Raw genomic sequence first — 25,756 nt, 5'->3', positions numbered from 1 at the left:
TTGTGCGGATCCAGGTCTCTTCTTGTTTCTTAAGAAGAGGCCTTTTTGTATTTTTAAGGGGGGAAACGTGGTGATTACATTCAAAAATGTAAAAAAAATCTATCAGACACAAGATCAGTCAATCGCTGCACTAGACGGTGTCGATCTTGAAATTAAAAAAGGTGAAATCTTCGGGGTCATCGGATTTAGTGGGGCCGGAAAAAGTTCGTTGTTACGCTGTGTCAACCTTCTCGAACGTCCAACATCCGGCAGCGTGACAGTCGATGGGCAAGAATTGACGAGCCTCTCGGCAAAACAACTCCGCGAAGCCAAGCAACAGATCGGGATGATTTTTCAACATTTCAACTTGCTGGATTCGAATACCGTCTTTGCGAACGTCGCGAAACCACTTGTCCTGACAGGTGTCAAAAAGGCTGAAATCCATCGGCGTGTCCATGAACTCCTCGCGTTCGTCGACCTGGCCGATAAAGCCGATCATTATCCGGATCAGTTGTCGGGTGGACAGAAACAACGGGTCGGAATCGCCCGGGCACTCGCGACCCAGCCGTCGGTTCTGTTATGTGACGAAGCGACATCGGCGCTTGATCCGCAGACGACACAACATATCCTGCGTTTACTGAAACAGATCAACGAGGAATACGGCATCACGATTTTACTGATTACACACGAGATGGGCGTCATCCGGGAGATTTGTGACCGGGTCGCCGTCATCGAAGCCGGCAAGCTGATTGAGTCGGGTACCGTGTTCGATGTCTTCTCGAACCCGCAGACGGCGACGGCGAAAAACTTCGTCCGGTCCGTCATGCAGGATGAAATTCCGGCGTCCGTTCAACAGTTGATCGAACGACGTGAAGCCAACCATCATATTTATAAGATCAACTTTCTCGGAGCACATACCGGGCAACCGCTGTTGTCACAAGTCGCAAAACGGTTTGACATCGATCTTAACATCCTGCACGGGAGTATCACGGAACTGCAAAACATCCCGTTTGGCAGTCTGCTCGTCGAACTGATTGGTGAAACGGCAGAAATCAGCCGGGCCTTGCAATACATCGACGAAGCCCAAGTCACGGTCGAGGAGGTGCTCGCAGATGCTGGTTAACTACACGGATATTTGGACCGCCTTCCTGCAGACCTTGACGATGGTCGGTCTGTCATTACTCTTTTCGACCTTGATTGGTTTACCGCTTGGGATTTTGCTCGTCGTCACACGAAAAGGGGCGTTGCTCGAACAAGTCCCGTTCTTCAACGTCTTGAGCAGTATCGTCAATATCTTCCGGTCGGTGCCGTTCATCATCTTACTCGTCGCGATCATCCCGTTGACCCGTCTGATTGTCGGTTCATCGATCGGGACACAGGCGGCAATCGTTCCACTCGTCTTTTATGCGGCGCCGTACATCGCCCGATTGATCGAAAGTTCGTTGCTTGAAGTCGACACGGGGGTCCTCGAGGCAGCAAAGGCAATGGGAGCGACACCGTTGCAGACGATTTTCCGTTTCTTATTGCCGGAAGCACTCAGTTCATTGGTCCTGAACTTGACGATTGCGACGATCGGCTTGATCGGAGCGTCGGCGATGGCCGGTGCGATCGGCGGCGGAGGCCTCGGGGACTTGGCGATCACCTACGGCTACCAACGGTTTGATACGACCGTCATGCTCATCACGGTCGGGATACTCGTCATCCTCGTCCAAGGTTTACAGACGATGGGCAACCTGTTGGCACGAAAAATTCGCAGACACTAAAAAACATAGAGAAGATAAGGGAGAGATGAACGATGAAAAAAGGATTAGCGATTGGTGCAGCATTAACGATGGTATTATTTGCAGGGTGTGCGGCGTCCGGGGAAGAGGATCAAAATACGGTCAAGCTCGGCGTCAGCAGCTCGGATACGCAAGTTTGGGAATACGTCGCGAAAAAAGCGAAAAAAGAGGGCATCACGATTGAACTCGTCAAATTCTCCGATTATGTGCAACCGAACCTGGCACTCGCAGAAGGCGAAATCGATGCCAATTCGTTCCAGACGATTTCGTACTTCAATGCCTTTAAAAAAGAACATAACTTAAAGCTATCGCCGATTGCGACGACCGTCATCGCACCGATGGGGATCTATTCGGATAAAGTCAAGGACGTCAAAGATATCCCGGTCGGTGGAAAGATTGCCGTCCCGAACGAGGCGACGAACATGGGACGGGCACTCCTGTTGCTGCAGGAAGCCGGCTTGATCAAGCTACCGGACGACTTTGACGGAAACGGAGCCGTCGACAAAATCGTCGAGAATCCGAAAAAGCTGAAGATTGTCCCAGTCGTCGCCGGGCAGACGCCACGTGTTCTGCCGGATGTATCGGCATCAATCATCAATAACGGGATCGCCGTGGATGCCGGCTTTAATCCGATCAAAGACTCGATTCTCCATGAAAATGCAACAGCGAAACCCTATATCAACATCATCGCGACACGAACGGAAGACAAAGACAAAAAGACGTTGAAGAAAATTGCTTCACTTTACCAACAGGATGATGTCGCGGCCTTCATCAAAAAAGAGTACAAAGGAAGCACGATTCCGACGTTCGTCCCACTCAGTGACATTGGCGAATAATTAAACATCCAAAGGAGCGTGACCCAAATGACGGTTCAGACAAGACGGGAAAACTTGATTCAAACGATTGAGCAGGATATTGAACAAAAACGCGAGTCGTATCTCGAGACGAGTCACCGGATTCATGCGACACCCGAGATTGGGAACGAGGAATATTTTGCCTCGCGCCATCATGCGGAACGCCTGACGGCAGAAGGGTTCGCGGTTGAGCTCGGGGTCGCGGGACATGACACGGCGTTCCTGGCCCGGAAGACTTCGGATAAACCGGGGGCGACGGTTGCCTTCCTCGCTGAATACGATGCTTTGCCGGGGATTGGTCACGCCTGCGGTCACAACATCATCGGCACGACGAGTGTCGCAGCGGCGATCGCGCTCAGTAAAATCATCGATGAAGTCGGGGGCAGTGTCGTCGTGCTCGGAACACCGGCAGAGGAAGGTGGACCAAACGGCAGTGCGAAAGGCAGCTTCGTCAAACATGATCTCCTGACGGGGATTGATGCGGCACTGATGATTCATCCGTCCGGACAAACGCGGATCACCGGTTCCTCGCTTGCTGTTGATCCACTGGACTTTGCCTTTACCGGCAAGCCGGCTCACGCGGCAGCGTCACCGGAAGAGGGCATCAATGCACTCGACGCCGTCATCCAACTGTTTAACGGCATCAATGCCTTGCGTCAGCAATTGCCGAGCGACGTCCGGATTCACGGCATCATCACGGATGGCGGTGATGCGCCGAACATCATTCCGGAATACGCCAAAGCACGCTTCTTCATCCGGGCGACGACGCGCGACCGGCTGAATGCCGTGACGAAGAAGGTTAAGGCCGTTGCCGAAGGGGCAGCGCTTGCGACCGGGGCGACGCTTGAGATCATCGCGTTCCAAAATGAGGTCGACAATCTGCTGTTCAACCGGACGTTTGACGAGATTTTCCGGGAGGAAGCAGTGGCGCTTGGGGAAGACGTCAAGACGGATGAACGCCCGGGTCTCGGTTCGACCGACGCCGGCAATATCAGCCAGGTCCTGCCGACCATCCATCCGTACATCAAGATCGGAGCGGACGATTTGGTCGCCCACACGGAAAGTTTCCGGGAAGCGGCTCGGTCGGAACAAGGCGACGAAGCCTTGATCACCGGCGCAAAAATCCTGGCTCGGACGGCGTTACGTCTGTTGACGGACGGACAGTTGCTCGGGACGGTCAAACAAGAGTTCCATGACCGGAAAAACGGTTATTTGGCGTAACAGTCAAAATAAAAAGTATGTGTCCATCCGGCAGATGTTGCTTTGATAGTCCGCTGAATGGGGCATATTTTTTCGGAAATGGATGTAAAAACAAATTCTTTTTTGTATTTTAAAATAACCTGTGCTAGTCTTGAACTGCACAACTGAATAACCAGTTCTTCGGGGTAGGGTGAAAATCCCAACCGGCGGTGATGCGATTTTCGAATCGACGAGCCCGCGACCCATAGTGTACGCACTATGGCTGACTTGGTGTGATTCCAAGGCCGACGGTAAAGTCCGGATGGGAGAAGAACGAAAAAATGTGCTTGAAACCATTTTCTGAAAAATACATTCAGAGAAAGGTCTATTTCTGTATGCTTCAAAACAGAAAAACAAGACGTTTCTTTCGTGACCCTTCAATCATGACGCCCTGCAAATGCAGCGGCGTCTTTTTCTTTTGAAAGGAGCGAAAACATGAATAATAGAATGCATCAGGCGATGCAATTGGCAGAGATGTTAGACGGACAAACGAGTCCAAATCCAAGTGTCGGCTGTGTGATCACGAAGCACGGACGGATCATCGGCTTTGGCGCGCATCGGTTTGCCGGGGGTCCCCATGCCGAAGTCGAGGCGTTACGGATGGCCGGAGAAGCGGCACGCGGCGCCGATCTGTATGTCACGCTTGAACCGTGTAACCATCACGGGAAGACACCACCCTGCACGGAAGCAATCATTGCTGCCGGCATCAAACGGGTGTTCGTCGCGACGGAAGACCGTCATGCGATCGTCGCGGGCCAGGGAATTGTGCGTCTCCGTGAATCCGGACTGACGGTCGAAGTCGGATTACTGGAAGACGAAGCAGTTCGTTTTTATACACCGTTTTGGCAAAGTCTCAAGCGAAAACGACCGAATGTCACCGTGAAAGTCGCTCAAAGTTTAAACGGGATCGTGACGACAGGTGAGCAACGCTGGATTACGTCAGTTGCCGCGCGAGCGGCGGGGCGTGAGCTACGGGCAACACACGATGCAATCCTGGTCGGAAGTGAGACGGTTTTGATTGATGATCCGGCACTGACGTCACGATCGGAAACGGGAGCTGAACCGATTCGGGTCGTCGTCGACCGTCGCGGACGTTTGACGGAAACCGCCCAAGTCTTTCGGGACGGCTTGAATCCGACGTACTGGCTGACGGAACAACCACGTGTCTCAGATCAATCGAACGTCACGGTTCTCGTCGGTACGTATGCAACACCAAATCAGATTTTAGACACATTGTATGACCAGGGTATCCGCAGTTTGTTGATTGAAGGTGGACCAACGATTCAGTCGGCGTTTTTAGAAGCGGACCTTGTCGATCGTCTTGAGATCTATCAAGCACCGTCTGTCTTACAAGGCACGACCGGATTGACGAGTACAATCGAGGTTGAAGACCGGTTCGATTTAACGGACGTCGCGCAAATTGGACAGGATGTTCATCTAGGCTATACGCGGAAAGGAGACGGCTCATGTTCACAGGATTGATTGAAGAAGTCGGGACGATTAAACGGAAAGTCCCGCGTCCGAACGGTCTGGCGCTGGAAATCGAAGCGCGACATGTTCTTCACGGAACCAAAATCGGTGACAGTATCGCGGTCGACGGCATTTGTTTGACCGTTACGGCGATGACGGCGGCGGGATTCACGGCGGATGCGGTCCATGAAACGATTCGGGCGACGGCACTTCAAACATTGCGCGTCGGCACACCGGTCCAACTCGAACGGGCGATGCCGGCGAACGGACGATTCGGCGGTCATTTCGTTAGTGGCCACATTGACGGGACAGCCCGGTTGTTAAGCCGTCGACCGGACGGTGAAGCGATGGAATATCGGTTTGAGACCGCTGACTGGCGCAAATACTGTATTCCGAAAGGGTCGATTGCGATCAACGGAACCAGCTTGACGATTCAACACGTCCAAGCGGACAGTCTGACGATTTCGCTGATTCCACATTCGCGCCAAGTGACGACGTTTGATCGTCTGCAAAGCGGAACCCTCGTCAACATTGAGTGTGACTTGATGGCAAAACACTTGTATCACTTTACGCAACAGGAACAGAAAACGGATTGGTCGGCATTTTTAGGAGGCGGAGCAGGATGAACGGATTTGATCTCATAGAAGAAGCCATTGAAGAGTTAAAGCAAGGACGTCCGATCATCGTCTGTGACGACGAAAATCGGGAAAACGAAGGCGATTTGATCCTTCTTGCGGAACACGCGACACCGGAACAAATCAACTTCATGATCACTTACGGGAAAGGACTTGTCTGTGTCCCGGTCAGCCCGCAACTGGCAAAACGATTGGAACTGAACCCGATGACGGACGTCAACACTGATCCGCACGGAACAGCCTTTACCATCAGTATTGACCACGAAGAGGCGAAGACCGGTATCAGCGCGGCGGAGCGCGCGTTGACGATCCAACGGATGCTGACGGACGGGGCGAAACAATTTAAGCGTCCGGGGCATATCTTCCCCTTGATCGCGAAAGAAGGCGGTGTCCGGGAACGACGTGGTCATACGGAAGCGGGTGTTGATCTGGCGCGCCTTGCCGGAAGCGCAGAAGCGGCCGTCATTTGTGAAATCATCTTAGAAGATGGGACAATGGCGCGTGTTGACGACTTGCTGGCATATAAAGAAGTCCACGGATTGAAGATGATTACGATCGATGCCCTCGTCACGTACCTCGAACGTCCCGTTCGGCGTGAAGCGGACGTCTTGCTGCCGGCGACGCATGGGGCATTTCGTATGCTTGGTTACACGACTCCGGATGCAAAGGAACATGTCACCGTCTTGTCCGGTGAGGCAGAGGATGGCATGCTCGTCCGGCTTCATTCGGAATGTCTGACGGGAGACGTCTTTGGCTCCAAACGCTGTGATTGTGGACCACAACTCGACGCCGCCCTCGAACGAATCGGTCAAGAAGGAGGCGCCGTCCTGTATTTGCGACAGGAAGGGCGAGGCATCGGTTTGATGGCGAAACTCAAAGCGTATGAGTTGCAGGAGCAGGGACTTGATACGGTCGAAGCGAATCACGCGCTCGGATATGCGACGGACTTACGCGACTACAAAGTCGCAGCCGCGATGTTGCAGGATTTAGGTGTGACGAAGATCCGCTTGATGACGAATAACCCGGATAAGCAACAAGCCCTTGAACAACATGGCATCACGGTGCTCGAACGGGTGCCGCTTGAAATCGCACCGGTTCCGGAAAATAAAAATTATCTGCAAACCAAACAAACGAAACTCGGGCACTTGCTCGACATCCAAGGAGGACAATAACATGGTATTCGAAGGATTTTTAACAGGTGAGGGACTACGTGTCGCAATCGTCGCGGCACGTTTCAATGAATTGATTACATCAAAATTAGTCGGAGGCGCAAACGATGCCTTCCGTCGACACGGTGTCGCAGCTGACGCGGTCGATACGGCGTGGGTGCCGGGGGCGTTTGAAATTCCGCTCGTCGCGGAGAAGCTTGCGAAAAGCGGCAACTACGACGCCGTCATCACGCTTGGTGCCGTCATTCGCGGAGCGACGTCACACTACGATTATGTTTGCAATGAAGTCGCGAAAGGGGTTGCCACTGCGTCACGTGAGACAGGCGTTCCGATCATCTTCGGCGTCCTGACGACCGATTCGATTGAACAAGCTGTTGAACGGGCTGGGACGAAGGCAGGCAACAAAGGATATGAAGCGGCCGTTTCAGCGATTGAGATGGCAAATCTGTTACGGACGATTTAAATACGTACGACAAGTGAGACTTGAGACCTGTTTCAATCGAAAACAGGTCTCTTTTTTTGTTGTTGCGCAGGACTTTGAAGGCTCCATCCCTAATGGAAAGGGAAGGACTTTTTCATGAAGGAGGAAGAACCATGATCAGTCTCAAAAAATCGTATTATGTACCAGGTATTCTTTTATTCATCATGGGCTATTATATTTGGATCATCCTTTTTGAATAACAACCCGTCGTGTCCGCTTGGGGCAATAATGTATTTTCCATCTTCGGTTGTATCATCGCAACTGTCCTGTTATTGCAGGCACATCAAAAATTCCGTCAACACGAAGGACGGTTTTTTCTTTATTTGGCATGTGGGACAGGAAGTTATCTGATTGCCGAATTGATTTGGATGTCGTATGAGAATATCCGTCAAGTCGAGGTCCCGTTTCCGGGAGTGTCAGATATTTTTTATGTTTTTCAATCCGTTTGGTTTTTAGCGGCGTTTTTACATCTGATCCGCAGACATGTCACGAAAAACCGGTTGATCAGTTTTATTTTTGATATTGCGATCGTCATGACGGTTGCGGTCACCTACAGCTGGTTTTTCTTGATCCGTCCTCTATTTGATACACCGTTTGTGTCACGCGGGGAAGTGATCTTAGCGTTTGCGTATCCGATGTGTGACATCGTGTTGCTGTTTTGTATGATCAGTATCTATTATCTGTTTGAGAAACGGGAGTGGCAGCAACGTCTCCGGTTGTTTCAATTTCTGTTTATCGGTCTGTTGCTTCAGGTCGGAGCGGATACACTGTTCGTCTACATGACGACGGTCAGCGGCAATGAAGCCGTCCGGCTGATTGATCCGTTATTCATCCTTGGGTTGTTGATGATAGGTGTCGCAGGGCACATCGGTAGTCCGGTCGCTGAAGAGCCACAGCAGGAAAGATTTTCGAGTGGGACGATGCAATTAGGAAAGTTGTTTCTACCGTATGTATTGGTGATTCTCCTGTTTTCGACGATGGCGTTGTATGCGCGACGGGATGAGGGCTTAACAGGATTGATGCTCGGTTGTGCGATCACGATTCTTTTGATTTTGATCCGGCAGATTTTGATGATTTTGAGCAATCACGAGTTAATAGAAGAAATTCATCATAAGGCGGACGAACTGGAAGTGAGCGAAGAACGTTACAAGTCCTTGTTCACGTATCATCCGGACGCGGTGTATTCGCTTGACCTGACAGGACGGATCGAGAGTGCCAATCCGTCGTTTGAAAAATTAACGGAGCAAAGTGCAAACGAGTTAGTCGGTCAGTCGTACCGTCAGTTGATGGAACAACAGGCGGCGACCGATAAGACGACCGCCCATCAATTTGAAACGATTTTTCGGAAATCGGGCGGGATGGACGTGTTGCTGAACGTGACGAACATCCCGATTCGTGTCCGGGACCGCTTCGTCGGCATGTACGGGATTGGTCAGGACATTACGACCGTCCGCGAAAATGAATTAAAGATCCGCCGTCTTGCCTATTACGATCATTTGACCGGAGCGATCAACCGGACGTACTTTGAGGAAGTCTTACACCATTTGGTTGAAGGGGAACAAGACGATGAAACGATCATTCTCTGCTTTATCGACCTTGATGATTTTAAGCTCGTCAATGATTCATTTGGACACCATGTGGGTGATCAGCTGTTGATCCAAGTCGTGCAGCGGCTGACAGAGACCGTCGATCCGGAGGACATCGTCGCTCGTCAAGGCGGCGATGAGTTTACCGTCATCCTGCGGAAGGTCACGTCAGACGAACAGGGACGAGATCGAACGGCCCGGTTGCTCGACTGCTTAAAGAAGACATATTCGCTTGACGGGATCGAACTGATCTCAAATCCGAGCATCGGAGCCGTCAGCTGTCCACGGACTACCGGTAAACATGTCGTGACCTTGCTGAAACAGGCGGACCTCGCGATGTATCAAGCCAAGTCAAGCGGCGGTAAATCGATCGTCTTTTTCGAAGACATTGCCGAGAAGGCGTCATACCGCCTGCGGTTGGAGTCAGAGTTGCCGATTGCAATCGAAACGGACCAATTGATTTTGTATTACCAACCGCAAGTCGATACTCTGACGTATCAGATGGTCGGGGTCGAAGGACTGGTTCGTTGGAATCATCCGGAACTCGGGATGATTGCACCCAATGATTTCATTCCGATGGCGGAAGAAGCGGGAATGATCATTCGTCTCGGAGAATGGGTGTTACGCGAAGGTTTTTTACAAGCCAAACGCTGGGAAGAGGAGGGGCTCCTCTTAAAGGTCGGATTGAACGTCTCGATGCAACAGTTCCATCATCCGACGTTTGTCCTGACACTGATCCGATTAGTGGAAGAAACGAAGGTTAATCCGAACCGAATCGACCTCGAGATCACGGAAGTCTCGGCGGTTGAAGATATCGAAGAGACGGTCGAGACGATGAACCGACTGAAGGAGCTCGGTTTTACGATTTCCATCGATGACTTCGGGACCGGGTACTCTTCGTTGTCGCGCTTAGCCGATTTCCCGATTGATACACTCAAGATTCCACGTGAGTTCGTCGAAAAAATTCAACCGGCGACGACCGGGTATTCGATGATCTCGTCGATCATTCATTTGGCGAAATCGCTTGAGCTCGAAGTCATCGCCGAAGGGGTCGAGACGTTAGAGCAGGTGAATGTGTTGAACTGGTTGGAATGTTCACGGATGCAAGGCTACTACTTCGGTCGTCCGATGCCGGCAGAACATATTCCGGCTCTGTACCAAAAATAAGCGATTCATCCCGTGGCAGTGGGAATGAATCGCTTATTTTTTGTCGATCTTCCGTTAGAGGTCCGTCGAGAAAGAGATTCCTTTTTCGACGACGTCACGATTTTCGTTCAAGACGTCACTCGTCAACAGTTCAACCGACGTGAGCGGTTGTTCGAGGATGAAGCCAAAGTTACCCCTTCGTGTTTCGGACGGAGCATATGTCGTCGCAAGTGATTCGAGATAGACATCGTCCTCAAGTGTTTTCTCAGTCTTGGCACCAAGCTTGAAGTGAGCGACCGGATTGAACGTGACCGGTTCCTCACCCGTATTCGTGATCGTCACCCGTGTCTTGACGAGATCAAATGACTCGTCGTGTGTGAAACCGTGGAAAAAGTCGATCATCCCGTAGCTCGGACGGGCATGGAAGACTTTGATTTCTTCGATTTTCATCTGAATCGGTCCGATGGTGCGTGTCACGTCGGGACGGACGATCTGTTTTAACGTCAATTCCCCTTTGTCGTCGGAGACCGATTGGTTGACGGACGTCAGTTGGCGATCATCTGGTAATTGTGGATTCGGAACGTAAGCGGCAGTTTTTTCAATCGATACCGGCGTCTGCGTCTCCTGTTTCGGGGACGACTTCTCTTGTGTGACATCTGGCGCATTGCCACAACCGGAAAGGATCGTCCCGAGCATCAAGGCAGCAAGTAGCTGTTTCATGGAAAGTCTCCTTATTTCTTCGATTTCAACAGGTCGAAGATGATTTTCGCGTGATCCGTATTATCGACTTGACCGGCGAATCGTTCTTTCGCTGGACCGAAGGCATAAACAGGGACGTCTTCACCGGTGTGACCACCTGTCGTCCAGCCCGTGTGCGACCGTTCATTGAAGATGGCTTCGATCGCATTATCGACGTCGAGGACTTTCTTTGATTCCGCGGCACGTGAGACCGACTGGATCTCTTCCTCCGTCAAGGCGAGTCGGTTTTGGTCGATGTACGTCGTTAACGTCTGACGGACATCCGCTCCACCAACGATTTTCGCTGCCATGAAGTCCGGCGTCTTTTTCGCTGCCTTGATCGGCTCGGCGAACCAGTTGTAGATGCCGTCTGCTCCGATTGAGTAACCACCGGTCGAGTGATCGGCTGTCGCGACGACGAGCGTGTGTTTATCTTTTTTCGCGAAAGCGATCGCTGCTTTGAAGGCACGTTCGAAGTCTTCCATCTCACTCATTGCTCCGACGATGTCGTTATCGTGACCCGCCCAGTCGATTTGGCTTCCTTCGACCATCAGGAAGAAGCCTTTTTTGTTCGAATCGAGACGTTTGATGGCCGAGTTCGTCATCTGCTCGAGAGACGGGACGGTGTTCTCGCGGTCGATTCGTTTTGGCAGTCCGCCGTCCGCGAACAGACCCAGAACTTGTTTGTTCTTATCCGCCTGCATTTGATCAAGATCCGTGACGTAGCTGTAACCATCTTTCTTGAACGATTTCGTCAAATCGACATCCGGACGGACGAAGTTCGATTTCCCGCCGCCAAGGAGGACGTCAATTTTGTGTTTGCCGTTGACCCGCTCCTTAAAATAATCGTCAGCGATGGCGTTCATGTTCTTGCGGTTCTCATCATGCGCACCGAACGAGGCCGGTGTCGCATGCGTGATTTCGGATGTTGCGACGAGACCCGTTGATTTCCCGCGCTCTTTCGCCGCTTCAAGGACCGTCTTGACTTCTGATTTATCGTTGTCGACAGCAATCGCCGCATTATATGTTTTGACACCGGACGACATTGCCGTCGCGGCAGACGCCGAGTCGGTGACATTTTGCTCCGGGTCTTCCGGATAGGTCATCTGTTGTCCGACGAGATATTGATCAAATGCTGTTTTTTCAGCGAGTGGCGTCGAAGGATCATTTTTTAAGTAGCGGTGGGCAGACGTATACGAGACGCCCATTCCGTCCCCGATCAAGAAGATGACGTTGCGGATTTCAGGTGATTTGGGTTGTTTCGTCTTCGCCTCGGCCTCGTTCATCGAGACCATCGTGCTGAGGGACAGTGTGGATAACGCAAGAATAGGAATGATTCGTTTTAACTTCATGGATGGGTCCTCCTTAAGGAACATAAATATTGTTTAGTATCGTATCAAATCTACAGGACTAACTTTAGCGCTGGAGTGTAAAACGAACATTTGAGGGATGTAAAGTTTTGTTAAGAATCAAACAGAAGACTTTACGTTGGACAGTAAGTTCCATGAGTAAAAAAGAGTCAGAACGGTAATAGAGTAGGAAATGGGTTTGAAACATTTTCCAGTGACAGGTCGTAAAGAAAGATAATCTGCTTAAAGGAGGAATGACGGTGAAGAAGACAAGGTGGGTGACAGTCGGGCTCCTCACAGCAACGATTGGACTGGCAGGGTGTAATGACCAGACGATAGAAGACGGTCAAGGGGAGAACGGTTCCAAACAGCTTTCGAATACGGAGTTGCTGAAAAAAGCGACGGCTGCGCAGGAAGAAATCAAATCGTTTCATATGGAAGGTGACATGACATCGGACGCCGGAGAGATGTCGGTGAATCAAAAGGCAGCGGTCGATATCATTCAAAAACCGCTGGCGATGCATCAAACCGTCAATATGAAAAATCCACAGGACGGAAAAGACATTCGGGTGGAAAACTATATCATGGATGATAAATTGTATATGTCGCAAAATAACCAATGGTTCGTCCAGGATATCTCGGAGCTTGGCGATATGATGGAAAGCATGAAATCAAATGCTTCAATTGAACAAAATCTACAGTTGCTCAAGAAATATAAAGACAACTGGACGGTTAAAAGAGAAGGAAACGTCTATCAGATTGACGTTGATTTAAAAGGAGACAAGTTAAAAGCGTTCATGAAAGATTCGCTCGAACAAACCGGACAGCTTACTCCGATGAAGGATGTCATCGATCAAATCGATTACAAAAAGATGGAATACTCGATGACATATGACGCCAAGACATATTATCCGAAAACACTGGATATGGAAATGGCGTTCGAAGTGGATGGACAATCGGAATTTACGATGAAAAACGAATCGACGTTCTCGAAATTCAATGAGATTAAATCAATTGAGTTGCCGGCGGAAGCAAAAGACGCACAGGAGTTGCCGAGCAGCAAGCAATAAGAAGAAACTGATTGACCTGAAAAAGCGACCACCTTCCGGAGTACTCTGGAAGGTGGTCGCTTTTTAGTGAGCAGTAAAAAGAATACAACAATATAAGCTAAGCAATCGTCTGCACAGAAAATTAACCATTGACAATAATCTGTAAATTCTGAAAAGATAGAAAAGTACATACAGAATTGAAGGAGGGGAAACAGAATGGGTACATCGTTCAGTGATTGGATCGGCACGGTATCGGATTTCGTTTGGGGACCGCCGCTGCTTATCTTTTTGGTCGGTACGGGGATTTACTTGACGATACGACTCGGATTCATTCAGATTACTAAGCTTCCGTATGCCTTAAAACTCGCATTCACGAAACATCAGGACGATACGTCGGAAGGTGACATCAGTCATTTCCAGGCATTGATGACAGCACTTGCGGCAACGGTCGGTACAGGGAATATCGTTGGGGTCGCAACAGCCGTCGTCCTCGGGGGACCGGGCGCACTCGTCTGGATGTGGTTGTCCGGATTATTCGGGATGGCGACGAAGTATGCGGAAGCGATCCTCGCCGTCAAGTACCGGGTTGTCGATGAGAAGGGACAGATGGCCGGGGGGCCGATGTACTATCTCGAACGGGGATTAAAACAAAAATGGTTAGGTGTTTTGTTTGCCGCCTTTGCATCGCTTGCCGCATTTGGGATTGGAAACGGCGTTCAGACGAACTCCGTTGCCCTCGCGATGAAGTCGACGTTTGATGTTCCACTTTACGTCACGGGCATCGTCTTGATGGTTGCGACGGGGATCGTCATCATCGGTGGGGTCAAATCAATCGGGAAGGTCGTCAGTTATTTCGTGCCGTTCATGATTTTCTTTTATGTCGGAAGCGGTCTCTTGATTCTGATCATGAACTACGAATTGATTCCAGGCGCTGTCTCGACGATCTTCAGCAGTACGTTCTCAAACGAAGCGATCACAGGCGGAGCGATTGGTGCCGCGATTCGTTACGGGGTCGCCCGTGGGGTGTTCTCGAATGAAGCGGGTCTCGGTTCAGCGCCGATTGCTGCCGCTGCTGCGAAAACCGATTTTCCGGGACGGCAGGCCCTTGTCTCGATGACACAGGTGTTCCTCGATACACTCGTCGTCTGTTCGATCACAGGATTGACGCTCGTCATGGGTGGCCAACTGGATAAAAAACTCGAAGGCGTCGAGTTGACGACAGCAAGTTTTGAAGTCTTCCTCGGACCGGCCGGAAAATACATCGTGACAATCGGACTCGTCATGTTTGCCTTTTCAACCGTCCTTGGTTGGTCGTATTACGGTGAAAAATCAATCTATTATCTATTTGGTCAAAAATCCATCTTACCGTACCGTGTCCTGTTTGTTCTCGTCGCCGGTCTGGGTGCGATGACGACGAACTTGAACATGGTTTGGGCGATCTCGGATGTCTTCAATGGACTGATGGCGATTCCGAACTTGATTGGGCTGATTGGTCTATCCGGTGTCGTCATTGCCGAGACAAGGTTGTTCCGCGAACAGCTGAAACGGGAGGAAGCGAACCGGCGTGTCTCGTAGTAAATCCTTGAAAAATCCCCGCCTTCTCCGAGTGAGAAGGCGGGGTTTGTTTGGTCAGACTGTTCGATACAGCATGATGGATTCATATGGTCGTAATGTGACTTGCCCTGACGTCTCTAAGAAATCCGGATAGTTCTGAATCAAGACCTGATGATCCAGCCAATCATTCGGTAACGTGAACGAAGCTGCCGTACCGTAAAAGTTCGACAAGACGAGAACTTGTTCATCGTCGTTCGTCCGTTCGTACGCCCAAAGTGCAAGATCGTCAGGTGTCAGAAGCCGGTAACTTCCGTTCGTCAGGACATCGTACTGCTTGCGTAACTGAATCAGCTTCTTGTAATGATAGAAGACGGAATTCGGATCAGCGAGCGCTGCTTCGACATTGATTGTCGTATGATTCGAAGCGACCGGAATCCATGGTGTCACCGTCGAGAATCCGGCGTGCGGCGAGGCATCCCATTGCATCGGTGTCCGGGCATTGTCCCGGGATTTTTGACGGATCGCAGCGAGAATGTCAGCTTCCGTTTCACCAAGTGCTGTTTTTTCAGTGTAGGCGTTCAGCGTCTCGACATCCCGGTAATCCGTCAAATCGGTGAAGTCGGGATTCGGTGTCCCGATCTCTTCTCCTTGATAGATGTACGGTGTGCCTTGCAGTCCGTGTAACGTTGTCGCGAGCATCTTCGCACTTTCAACCCGGTAGACCGTATCGTCACCAAACCGGCTGACGACACGGGGTTGGTCATGGTTACACCAAAAGATGGCGTTCCAGGCATTTCCCTGCATCCCGACCTGCCAATCTGACAGGATCCGTTTTAGTTCCAGGAAGTCGAACGGCGCGGCTGTCCACTTTTGACCGTCCGGATAATCGACCTTCAGATGATGGAAGTTGAACGTCATCTTGAGTTCCTGCTCGTTCGTGTTCGAGTAACGTAAACAATGTTCGAGTGTCGTCGACGACATCTCACCGACCGTCATCAGGTCGTGACCGTCAAACACCCGTTGATTCATTTCCTGCAGGTAGTCATGGACCCGGGGACCGTCCGTATAGTATTTTCGTCCGTCACCGGTCGGATCATTCGCGAAGCTGTCGTCTTTTGAAATCAGGTTGATGACGTCGAGCCGGAAGCCACGGACTCCTTTATCACGCCAGAAACACATCATCTGATAGATGGCTTCCCGGAGTGCCGGGTTTTCCCAGTTGAGATCGGCTTGTGTCTCGTCAAACAAATGCAGGTAATACTTACCGGCGACATCATCAAATGACCAAGCCGGTCCGCCGAATTTTGACACCCAATCGGTTGGCTGATCGCGCCAGATGAAGTAGTCATGGTAGGGACTTTCCGGATGCCGCCCCTGCTTAAACCAGTCGTGATCGGTCGAACAGTGATTGACGACGATATCCATCATGACAGAGAGTTGTCGTTTGTTCGCTTCAGCAAGCAACTCCTCGAAGTCTGCCATCGTGCCGTAAGACGGGTCGATCGCGTAATAGTCACTGACATCATATCCGTTATCGCGTTGGGGAGAGGCATAGACCGGCGTCAGCCACAAGTAGTCGACGCCCAGTTTCGCCAAGTAATCGAGCTTCGCCGTCACACCGCGAAGCGTGCCGGTCGCCTTGCCTTCCGGGCTGTAAAAACTTTTCGGATAAATCTGATAGACGGCGGATTTGCGCCAGTCGGTTGTCGTAAGGGTCATATCAGGTCACACCTTTCTAAAACTTATCAAAATTAGGCGAGAATACTCCCACTTCTAAACAAAGTGAAAGTGGGAGATGACTCGCCAGCCAGCCTTTCGGGTATATTCACTTTGAGGGAGGTGAAAAATGGTGTTGAAGCACAAGGCCTACAAATTCAGAATCTACCCCACAAAAGAGCAGGAAATCCTGATCGCGAAGACGATCGGGTGTGCGCGCTTCATCTTCAACCACTTCTTGGCGAAGTGGGATGAAATGTACAAGACCACTGGAAAAGGACTGTCCTACGGTTCTTGTTCCAAAGAAATTCCTTTGTTGAAGCAGGAGTTCGACTGGTTGAAGGAAGTCGATAGCACTTCTGTTCAAACGAGCGTCAAGCATCTTGCTGATGCGTTTGACCGCTTCTTCAACAAGCAGAACAAACGCCCTCGATTTAAGTCGAAGCGCCATCCCGTCCAGTCTTACAAGACCAACGTCTAAGGTAAAAACCAGCTTCCTGAAGTGTCAATCTTCGGAAACAAGCTCAAACTTCCGAAGCTGAAATGGGTTCGTTTCGCCCATTCGAAACAGATCACAGGGCGTATCTTGAACGCCACGATCCGACGCAACGCGTCATGCAAATATTTCGTCTCCCTGCTCGTCGAGCAGAAGATCCACGAACTGCCGAAGACCGGTTCATCCGTCGGCGTCGACGTCGGACTCAAGAAATTCGCCATCCTGTCGGACGGCACGGTCTACCAAAACGACCGTTACTTCCGTTCGCTTGAGAAGAAGCTGGCGCGCGAACAGCGTAAGCTCTCCCGCCGTCAACGCATCGCCCTCAACAAAAAAGTCAAGCTGTCTGAGGCACGGAACTATCAGAAGCAGAAGCAAAGGGTCGCCCGTATTCACGAGAAGATCGCCAACAAGCGCACTGACTTCCTGCACAAGGTATCGACCGAGATCGTCAAAAACCACGACATCATCGGCATCGAGACCTTGCAGGTGAAGAACATGCAGAAGAACCGCAAGTGGAGCAAGGCCATCTCTGATGTCAGTTGGTCGGAGTTCTTCCGCATGTTGGAATACAAGGCAGACTGGTACGGGAAGACCGTCGTGAAGGTCGGCAAGACCTTTGCTTCGAGCCAACTGTGCTCGAGTTGCGGACATCAACACAAGGACGTGAAACATCTCAGCTTGCGTGAATGGATATGCCCGAGTTGCGGGATTCATCACGACCGTGATGTGAACGCAGGACTGAATCTCAAACAAGAAGCCGAACGTATCTTAGCTTCTTCAACCGTCGGGACGACGGGGTTAGCCTGATCAGGTTTCGACCGTTAGGTCGGATAACTCAGGAATCCTCCACCTCTTAGCGAAGCGTAGGTGGGGGTAGTTCAAGCAGCCTCTTTGAGTGCCGCTTTTCGGGCACGTTTCGTCGAGACATAATGGAACAGGAACGTACAGACGATCGGAACGATGACCGCAATCACCATCCCGATGATGAACGACAGAATCGATCCCGGAACAATCGAGATGAACGCCGGAAGACCGCCGACACCGATCGCCGGTGCGAGTACACCGCTGACGGCGATGAACGAAGACGCAATCGCTGATCCGACAAGTGCTGCGTAAAACGGATACTTGAACCGGAGATTAACGCCGAACATGGCGGGTTCGGTGATACCGAAGTAAGCCGAAATCGCAGAGGTCGACGCCATGTTTTTATCATTGACGTTTTTCGCGAGGAATAACATCGCGAGTGTCGCCGAACCTTGGGCGATGTTCGAAATCGCGATCATCGGCCAGATGAAGGTCGTGCCGCTTTGGCCAATCAGTTGTAAGTCGACGGCGATGAACATATGATGCATCCCGGTGATGACGAGTGGGGCATACAGGGCACCAAACAACAAAGCACCAAGTAACGGGACGGCTTCAAACGTATTGACGACACCGATCGTGATCCAGTCACCGATTTGACGGGTGACGGGACCGATGACGGCAAGGGCGAGGAACCCGGTCAACGTGATCGTCGTAATCGGGACGACGAGGAGCTGGATCGCATTCGGGACCCGGTCTTTTAACCAACGTTCAATCGTACTTAAGACATAAGCGGCAGCGAGGACCGGTAAAATCTGTCCTTGGTAACCGACTTTCTCGATTTCAAATAAACCGAGGATATTGAATGTCGGAATGTCACCTTTTAAGGCACTTTGTCCGTAGTTCCAAGCATTTAAGAGATCCGGATGCACAAGCATCAACCCCATGACGATCCCGAGGATTTCACTGCCGCCAAACCGTTTCGTGGCGGACCAACCGACAAGTGCCGGTAAGAAGACGAAGGCGGTATTCGCCATCATGTTGATCAAATCCCATAACCCTTGGAGATTCGGGTACCGTTCGATCATCGTTTTGCCACCGAATTCGATGCCAAAGAGATTGTTGATCCCCATCAAGAGACCAGCGACGATGATAGCCGGAATGATCGGCATGAAGACATCGGAAAATACTTTGATCAGTTTTTGGAACGGATTCATTTTTGACGCACCGGACGATTTGACATCGGCAATTGTCGTTGCCTGTAAACCGGTCAATTGAATGAATTCAGCGTAGACACGGTCGACGTCACCGGCTCCGATGACGATTTGATAGACACCTGCGTTCAGGAAGGCACCTTTGACAAGCGGGACTTCGAGTAATGCCTCCTGCTCGACCAGACTTTGATCTTTAAGTGTTAAGCGAAGGCGGGTGACACAATGAGCGGCTTGTTCGACATTGTCTTTGCCGCCGATCCGTTCGATGATTTGTTCTGCGATGTGCCGGTAGTTGGGTTTCATCTCACATTCTCCTTTTGGATTGAACTGAAGACATCCTTTGAAATGAAAACGTTTTCTTATCTGCGCCCATTCATCTTAACTTATCTATATAAGTTAAGTCAATCACTTATATAGATAAGTTTATCCGGGTTCAAAATGAAGGTTTGGAAGGAACGGAAAGTAGGTGTGCGCTACAAAAAGCCGCTCTTCCGATTCACATCGAAACAGCGGCTTTTCATGAAGGAAATGAGTCAACGATTAAGAGGACTGCAGGGCTTGAAAGACAAGGTGGGATTGGGTCAAATCGAGATACTGGCATTCGTACTCCATCAAGCCGTTATCGAGCTCAATCGTTTGAGTCGGTCGGACCGGAATCGGCTGTTGGTTTAAAATCAAAACGAGTTCAATACCTTCGTGGACGGGAAGGTGTAACGTCGAATAAAAGGAGACACTGTGCATCGTGCCTTTCGAGACGGAGATGTCCGTCCGCCCTACGGTGATGTCTTGTCCGTTTAATCGTTGGATCGTGATGGACGCATCAATCGTCCGATTGTTCGTGGCAATCGTCATCGCCTCCGTCGCACGGATTTGCCGCGCTTGCATCGTCCGTTCAAAATCGGCCTTCGGTAACGGTTTACTGAACAAGTAACCTTGGATCGTCGTACAGTGTAACTGCCGCAGGAAGTGCAGTTGTTCCATTGTTTCGACACCTTCTGCGACGACATCCATCCCGAATTCTTTTGCCATGAAGAGGACACTGCGGACGACGGACTGGGTTTTCTTGTCTTGAATGAGCGTCGTCGCGAACTGACGATCGATTTTGATCGTATCAATCGGGTATTGTTGCAGATAAGAAATCGATGAATACCCTTTTCCGAAATCATCCAAAGCAATTTTGATGCCCATCTGACTGAGTGTCTGAAGCGATTGCTGGATTTTACTGTTGTCGAACAAGACGTCGGTTTCGAGAATCTCGATTTCGAGCATACTCGGTGAAACACCAAACCGATTGAGCGTTTCCTGACAGGTCTCGGCAAAATTTCCGTGAATCAATCGTTTGGGTGAGACATTGATCGAAATCGGGACAATCGGCAGACCGGCAAGAATCCATTGATTGATGTTCCAGCACGTTTCTTCGAGCACCCAGTCGGCGATCAAGATATGCATCTCGCTTTCTTCTGATAGCGGGATGAAGTCATTAGGCGGAATCCGGCCCCATACGGGATGTTGCCAGCGGATCAACGCTTCCGCACCGATGATCGTCCCGGACCAGGCATTGACCTTTGGTTGGTACTCAAGAAACAGTTCATTACGCCGGATCGAGGTCCGGATGCTTTTCTGAAGCTGATGACGACGGTAGGTCTCGATATTGAAGGTCGACGAGTAGACACTGTAGTCATTTGCCCGTGCCCGCCCGAGTGCGATGCTCGCTGCCTTGACGAGTTCCTCCGCTGAATCGGCATCTTCCGGGAAGCGGCTGACGCCGATGGCGATCGACGGATACCATTCGTACGAATCGATGATGATTTTTTGTTTGGATAGTTCGAGTAACTCCTCACAAATCTTGTTGATGGAACATTCCGCGACGACGTTCGGAAAGAGGATGATGTACTCGTCACCATAGAGATGACCGAAGTAAGAAGCAGTCGGTAGATGATACAACAATTGTGTCGCTGTTTTCGACAACCACTTATCACCAATCGAATATCCGAAATCATGGTTGATGTCCTGGAGGGTGTTATAGCTGACCGTCAGGACACTGAACGTCGGATACGTCGCGATCCATTGCGCCATCTGTTCGAGGACGAGGGTCCGGTTCGGCAGTCCGGTCACCCGGTCGTGCATCGCGAGCTGAAAAATTTTTTCTTCCTGTTGTTTTAATTGGGTGATGTCCTGGATGACACTTTGAAAGGCGAATACCGCACCGCTCGGATTGCTGATCGGTGTCCGGTTTTCTAAAATCCAGTGAATCGCACCGTCATGCTGAATGCGGTAAGAGACTTCGGTTTCATGATGAGCAAGGATCCGCTCGTAACTCGCTTCGACTTTCGGTTGGTCTTCCGCGAGAATCAATCCCTTTTCCCAAATGCCGTCCACCTGTTCATGGCGGTGGAGTAACCCGTCGAAGATGTTTTCAAATCCCCGGGTATGAAAGTCAATTTTGTGTTGTGTGATGTCATAACGGTAGATGGCACTCGTCGAAACTTGTTGGAACGACAAAAACTTTTCTTTTTCCGCATGAAGTTGCTTGTCCAACGATTTATGCTCGGACAAGTTATAGAGGACGCATGTCAACTCCGCCTGAGGCTGATATTCCGCTTGGTGGAACGCGCAGCGGCACAAAACATCCTGATAACCATGCTGTCGATGAAGCAGACGGGTTTCGATATCCAGTGACGACAAGCAACGATTGGTTTTCAACAACTCCAGATACTCACGGAACTCCTGCTGGTCGGCAGGATGAATCCGCTGTAACAAGTCTTGGTTCGATAATGTTTTGAGCTGCTCCGGTTGTAAGCCAAACAGTTCGGCGAAGGACTCGGACGAGCGGACTAAGTGTCCTTCTTCGCTGAAGGCGGCGAGGGCGATGCCGGGTAACGTCTCGACCAACTGTTGATCAAACTGGATCGAATCCATCTGTTGTTTCATCAACCGGCTCGTCGTCAGATCCCGGGCAATTCCATAAGCACCCACAATCAAACCGTTCGCAAAGATCGGAATGTTGACGATCATCAGCTCCAGATACTGTCCTTTTGAATGTCGGATCCGTGCTGTATACGTTTCGCTTTTTCCTTGCATGACCTGTTGGAAATGGTCCACCGTACTATCTTGATCGTCCGGATGGACAAAGTGTTTAAAATGATTCATTAAATCCTGTCTCGTATAGCCCAGTAACAGGGACGTTTTATCGTTTAGACGCGTGACACGTCCTAATAGATCAAGGGTATAAATCGCATCTGGATGGTTTTCCACAAAATGTTCATCAATGACGGATACATCCTGACCACGTTTTAGTAGGGCTTGTAGTCCTTTCTTCAATGGCAACAGCAAAACCTCCAGTTAAAAAATATCAAAATAAACCTAAAATTTGGTTCGTGTTTTTATAATATAACATTGAAATGAGAGAATAAACGATTCGTTTTCAAAAAAGGAGAGAACGGAATTTGAGTTCCATTCTCTCCTTTTCTTGTAAGGATGCTCTTATCGTTTGAGCCGTCAGCGGCGTGCGATGTCGGTGAATTGAAACTTGTCGAGCCGGTGGCGCGACTGCGTCCGCTCGAAATGTTGCCCTTCATAATAATACGTATCGTTCGTGATGACGATGACATGCGTCGTCCCTTCAAGATCGAGGTGCTGTTGATCATCAATCGTTGCGGGTTGCGCCTCGATTTTCCGTTTCGCGTAACTGATCTGCCGTCCTAACGTCTGTTCGATGTAGGCATAAATCGATCCGCCGGCAATTTCTGTAGTCAGACCGGGAACAAGTGACGTCACGAAAAGATTAATATCGTAGATGACCCGCTCTCCGTCAATCGTCCGGACGCGTTTGACTTCTGTCAGAGACGTCCCGGGTGCGACATGAAACTGGTTGGCCAGTTCAGCGGTCGCTTCGATCGTCGTACAGGAGAGGACATCAGTTTTGACGTCATGTTGTCCCATTTGACGATGCGCTTCCGAAAAGCTGACGATTCCGTTGAACTGAAAAGCGATTGCGTCTTGACTGAGGACGAAGACGCCTTTTCCTTGATGTTTGCGGACAAACCCTTTGTCTTGAAGAGCATCGATCGCTTTTCGGACGGTCCCGCGACTGGCTTCGAATTCGTGCATCAACTCCGTTTCAGACGGCAGTTTTGTCTCGGCAGGTAACGTGCCGTCTTGAATCCGGCTGACGAGTTGGTGATAGATGTGTAGATATTTTGGCATCATACATTCCGTCCTTTATCCAAGAGTTTGGGCATAGTGTAGCACGGAATCAACGTTTCCACCCAATCATCCGGCGGTAGGAGCTGAACGCCGGCCAAGCAAGAATCGCGACAGCAAGCCAATATAGAAATTGATTTTCAGACGAGATGATGCCGATGACGGCAGCGAGTAAAATCGTCGTATAGACGGAGAACACGATGATCAAGAACGGATGGATCTTCGGGAAGACGGTGAAACGACCGAGTCGTTCATTTTCGCTCCGCACATACAACAGACTGCCAAAGCTGACTAAAATCACAAGTAACACGGCATGGAATAAGAGGGCACTCGTTAGTTGTTCACCTTGGAACAGTAACGTGAACGGTGAAGCGGTCGTCATCAAGACATCAAACAAGGAACCGTCTTCTTCAGTCTGTCCTAGTCCAAGCGTCACGACCGCCATGATGGCGAAAAACGTTAGGTAGTTCAAGAACAGGAAAAAGAGTCCGAGCAACAGTTGTCCGATGACATCGCCAGCAATGGTTCCTGCCAAAAGAAAGATACTAAAGACGACGAGATCAAACAAGAAGTACGAGAGGAAGTCGAAAGCCAGGTCAGTTAACGTCACATAGTCAAACGGATTGATACCACCGAGCCCCTGTAAGATGAGCCAACTGACAAAAAAACCAAGCAATGGAAGAACCAATAAGACAACGACACCAAGTCCCCATTTGACCCAGTAGAGCGTCTTCTTATTAATAGGTAAAGCGTGTAACATCAAGCTCCGACCGCTGCCGCGTTCTTGTCCGAGCATCAAAATCGCGAAGACGGCAATCAAGATGGCACCGAATCCCGCAAAACTTGGACTGACGAGAACGGATTGAATCGCTTCTGTCTCCATCCCGTTATACGTACCGAAGTTATCGATGACGGTATAACTGCCGAATCCATAACTGAAGACTGCCAGTAGGAAAAACGAGGCGAGGGGCCAAATCCCTTGTTTGATGTGATACCGAATCAATTGTTTATACATGATGATCGCCTCCAAACGTGCCTAAAAAATAATCTTCCATTTGAACCGGTAACGCATCCTTAAGTAGCGGAGAGGTCTCTTCGACGTACTTTGCGCCTGCCTCCGAACGGATGATCAGTGTGACGACACGTCCGGTCTGCGACAAGATGTGAACGTCGTTATGTTGGAATTCGGGAATGACTTCATAGACGACTTGCCATTTTTGCATACTTGATTTTGCTTCATCTAATAACTTCGGTTCCTTGACGAGATGGTGTTCGATCGTCATCACCCGGTCGGCTAATGAATCCAGTTCCTCGAGTTGGTGGGAAGCGATTAGAACAGCCGTCTGACGTTCCGCAAGCAAGGCGACCAGTTGTTTCAGATAATCCCGTTTGTTGATCCGGTCGAGACCGTCCGTCGGCTCATCGAGCAACAAGACGGGAGCATTCGTCGCGAATGCCAACTGCAGTAAAAACAGCTGGGCCTGACCTTTCGAGAGCGAGGTCACACGACGTCCACGATCGAGATTCGACGAACGGCAGTAGTTTTCGATATAGGTCCGTTCGAAGTTCGGATAAAAGGCTTGATAAAATTCCATCAGTTCGCCGAGCGTCATCTGACGGTAGACACTGACGGAGTCCGGAACTAAAAACAGATGTTGTCGTGCAGCCGGAACATGGTGGATCGACTGCTGGTTCCATTCGACCTTTCCCCGTGACGGCTCGAGCGATCCGACTAGTGTCTTGAGCAACGTCGTCTTCCCGGCGCCATTGCGTCCGATCAATGCCGTGATCGTACCGGCGGGTAATGTAAACGAGGCATTCTCATAAATCATTTTGGAATCAATCTGTTTGGTCAGGTGAGACACGGTCAACATGATAAATCCTCCCTTGTCTGAATCAGTAACTGATACAAGTCTTCGTTTGATATCGATAGTTCGTCAGCGACGACGCACAATGTCTGCACATGGCTCTGAATGGCGGCACGTTTGACCTGTTCCAGCGGTAAGTCAGAGATGAACGAACCTTTGCCGCGCATCGTGACGATGAAATTCCGGCTTTCGAGTTCTTGATAAGCGCGGGAGACCGTGTTCGGGTTGACGAGCAGGTTGCTTGCGAGTTCGCGGACAGACGGCATCTGTTCACCGGACCGGAGCAGACCACGGGCAATCGCACGGATGATTTGGGCGACCAACTGCTCATAAATCGGTGCTGAACTTTTTGGATCGACCGTAAACATTCGATTACCTCCTTAAGTGTATTAATTCAATTAGTACACTAATTATAGGAAGTTCCG

The 25,756-nt window shown here is 50.3% G+C and carries 20 protein-coding genes, 1 pseudogene and 1 riboswitch; of the genes and pseudogenes, 12 read left to right on the top strand and 9 right to left on the bottom strand.

Annotated features, from left to right (window positions below):
* Nucleotides 1–70 precede the first annotated feature (70 nt).
* The 9 genes from P404_RS0106280 to P404_RS17400 all read left to right on the top strand — a co-directional run bounded on the left by P404_RS0106280 (nucleotide 71) and on the right by P404_RS17400 (nucleotide 10,361).
* Nucleotides 71–1,102 (top strand): methionine ABC transporter ATP-binding protein, encoded by a 1,032-nt coding sequence (locus P404_RS0106280; protein WP_026830293.1) that lies wholly within the window; start codon nucleotides 71–73, stop codon nucleotides 1,100–1,102.
* Nucleotides 1,092–1,742, top strand: coding sequence for a methionine ABC transporter permease (locus tag P404_RS0106275; RefSeq protein WP_014971438.1), 651 nt, complete (start codon nucleotides 1,092–1,094; stop codon nucleotides 1,740–1,742). Before P404_RS0106280 ends, P404_RS0106275 begins: the two co-directional genes overlap by 11 nt.
* A 32-nt stretch (nucleotides 1,743–1,774) precedes the next feature.
* The gene (locus P404_RS0106270; RefSeq protein WP_026830292.1) at nucleotides 1,775–2,596 is read left to right on the top strand and encodes a MetQ/NlpA family ABC transporter substrate-binding protein; all 822 of its coding nucleotides are present in this window, start codon (nucleotides 1,775–1,777) and stop codon (nucleotides 2,594–2,596) included.
* Between the two features lie 27 nt (nucleotides 2,597–2,623).
* Complete coding sequence (locus tag P404_RS0106265) at nucleotides 2,624–3,835, top strand: M20 family metallopeptidase (protein ID WP_026830291.1); 1,212 nt, start codon at nucleotides 2,624–2,626, stop codon at nucleotides 3,833–3,835.
* 151 nt (nucleotides 3,836–3,986) lie between these two features.
* A riboswitch (FMN riboswitch) is annotated at nucleotides 3,987–4,131 on the top strand.
* Nucleotides 4,132–4,288: 157 nt separating this feature from the next.
* Nucleotides 4,289–5,335: a bifunctional diaminohydroxyphosphoribosylaminopyrimidine deaminase/5-amino-6-(5-phosphoribosylamino)uracil reductase RibD gene (gene ribD, locus P404_RS0106260; protein ID WP_026830290.1), complete on the top strand. Its 1,047-nt coding sequence runs from the start codon at nucleotides 4,289–4,291 to the stop codon at nucleotides 5,333–5,335.
* Nucleotides 5,320–5,949, top strand: a complete 630-nt coding sequence (locus tag P404_RS0106255; protein WP_026830289.1) for a riboflavin synthase — start codon at nucleotides 5,320–5,322, stop codon at nucleotides 5,947–5,949. Before ribD ends, P404_RS0106255 begins: the two co-directional genes overlap by 16 nt.
* Complete coding sequence (locus P404_RS0106250; protein ID WP_014971433.1) at nucleotides 5,946–7,130, top strand: bifunctional 3,4-dihydroxy-2-butanone-4-phosphate synthase/GTP cyclohydrolase II; 1,185 nt, start codon at nucleotides 5,946–5,948, stop codon at nucleotides 7,128–7,130. Before P404_RS0106255 ends, P404_RS0106250 begins: the two co-directional genes overlap by 4 nt.
* Nucleotide 7,131: 1 nt before the next feature.
* The gene (gene ribH / locus P404_RS0106245) at nucleotides 7,132–7,590 is read left to right on the top strand and encodes a 6,7-dimethyl-8-ribityllumazine synthase (protein ID WP_014971432.1); all 459 of its coding nucleotides are present in this window, start codon (nucleotides 7,132–7,134) and stop codon (nucleotides 7,588–7,590) included.
* A 227-nt stretch (nucleotides 7,591–7,817) separates the two neighbouring features.
* The gene (locus P404_RS17400; protein ID WP_236624342.1) at nucleotides 7,818–10,361 is read left to right on the top strand and encodes a putative bifunctional diguanylate cyclase/phosphodiesterase; all 2,544 of its coding nucleotides are present in this window, start codon (nucleotides 7,818–7,820) and stop codon (nucleotides 10,359–10,361) included.
* A 54-nt stretch (nucleotides 10,362–10,415) separates the two neighbouring features.
* On the opposite strand, the gene P404_RS0106235 is transcribed toward P404_RS17400, so the two are convergent.
* Both P404_RS0106235 and P404_RS0106230 read right to left on the bottom strand, forming a co-directional pair.
* On the bottom strand, nucleotides 10,416–11,060 hold the full coding sequence (locus P404_RS0106235) for a DUF4352 domain-containing protein (RefSeq protein WP_026830288.1): 645 nt from the start codon (nucleotides 11,058–11,060) through the stop codon (nucleotides 10,416–10,418).
* Nucleotides 11,061–11,071: 11 nt separating this feature from the next.
* Nucleotides 11,072–12,430, bottom strand: a complete 1,359-nt coding sequence (locus P404_RS0106230) for an alkaline phosphatase (protein WP_026830287.1) — start codon at nucleotides 12,428–12,430, stop codon at nucleotides 11,072–11,074.
* A 257-nt stretch (nucleotides 12,431–12,687) separates the two neighbouring features.
* Between P404_RS0106230 and P404_RS0106225 the strand changes: the two genes are divergently transcribed.
* Nucleotides 12,688–13,497, top strand: a complete 810-nt coding sequence (locus P404_RS0106225) for a DUF6612 family protein (protein WP_026830286.1) — start codon at nucleotides 12,688–12,690, stop codon at nucleotides 13,495–13,497.
* Nucleotides 13,498–13,692: 195 nt separating this feature from the next.
* Nucleotides 13,693–15,051 (top strand): alanine/glycine:cation symporter family protein, encoded by a 1,359-nt coding sequence (locus P404_RS0106220; RefSeq protein ID WP_026830285.1) that lies wholly within the window; start codon nucleotides 13,693–13,695, stop codon nucleotides 15,049–15,051.
* 54 nt (nucleotides 15,052–15,105) lie between these two features.
* Here the strand turns inward: P404_RS0106220 and treC are convergent, their stop codons facing one another.
* Nucleotides 15,106–16,749 (bottom strand): alpha,alpha-phosphotrehalase, encoded by a 1,644-nt coding sequence (gene treC, locus P404_RS0106215; protein ID WP_026830284.1) that lies wholly within the window; start codon nucleotides 16,747–16,749, stop codon nucleotides 15,106–15,108.
* 127 nt (nucleotides 16,750–16,876) lie between these two features.
* On the opposite strand from treC, the pseudogene tnpB reads away from it, so the two are divergent.
* Nucleotides 16,877–18,052, top strand: a pseudogene (tnpB, locus tag P404_RS17395) (IS200/IS605 family element RNA-guided endonuclease TnpB).
* Between the two features lie 71 nt (nucleotides 18,053–18,123).
* On the opposite strand, the gene treP reads toward tnpB, so the two are convergent.
* The 6 genes from treP to P404_RS0106180 all read right to left on the bottom strand — a co-directional run bounded on the left by treP (nucleotide 18,124) and on the right by P404_RS0106180 (nucleotide 25,699).
* A complete protein-coding gene (treP, locus tag P404_RS0106205) occupies nucleotides 18,124–19,563 on the bottom strand; it encodes a PTS system trehalose-specific EIIBC component (RefSeq protein ID WP_026830283.1) in 1,440 nt (479 codons plus the stop codon).
* A gap of 237 nt (nucleotides 19,564–19,800) precedes the next feature.
* Nucleotides 19,801–22,587, bottom strand: a complete 2,787-nt coding sequence (locus tag P404_RS0106200; RefSeq protein ID WP_026830282.1) for a sensor domain-containing protein — start codon at nucleotides 22,585–22,587, stop codon at nucleotides 19,801–19,803.
* Nucleotides 22,588–22,758: 171 nt separating this feature from the next.
* Nucleotides 22,759–23,469 (bottom strand): trehalose operon repressor, encoded by a 711-nt coding sequence (gene treR, locus P404_RS0106195; protein ID WP_014971423.1) that lies wholly within the window; start codon nucleotides 23,467–23,469, stop codon nucleotides 22,759–22,761.
* 46 nt (nucleotides 23,470–23,515) lie between these two features.
* Nucleotides 23,516–24,478 (bottom strand): hypothetical protein, encoded by a 963-nt coding sequence (locus P404_RS0106190; protein WP_026830281.1) that lies wholly within the window; start codon nucleotides 24,476–24,478, stop codon nucleotides 23,516–23,518.
* Nucleotides 24,471–25,337 carry an ATP-binding cassette domain-containing protein gene (locus P404_RS0106185; protein ID WP_026830280.1) on the bottom strand — a complete coding sequence of 289 codons (867 nt, stop codon included), beginning with the start codon at nucleotides 25,335–25,337 and terminating at the stop codon, nucleotides 24,471–24,473. The genes P404_RS0106190 and P404_RS0106185 overlap by 8 nt, the downstream gene beginning before the upstream one ends.
* Complete coding sequence (locus tag P404_RS0106180) at nucleotides 25,331–25,699, bottom strand: GntR family transcriptional regulator (RefSeq protein WP_014971420.1); 369 nt, start codon at nucleotides 25,697–25,699, stop codon at nucleotides 25,331–25,333. Before P404_RS0106180 ends, P404_RS0106185 begins: the two co-directional genes overlap by 7 nt.
* Nucleotides 25,700–25,756 lie beyond the last annotated feature (57 nt).

It is taken from the genome of Exiguobacterium antarcticum DSM 14480, from assembly GCF_000685865.1.
Lineage (GTDB): Bacteria > Bacillota > Bacilli > Exiguobacteriales > Exiguobacteriaceae > Exiguobacterium_A > Exiguobacterium_A antarcticum.
The sequence above is the reverse complement of the archived record's forward strand: the minus strand, read 5'-3'. Positions and strand labels throughout refer to the sequence as shown.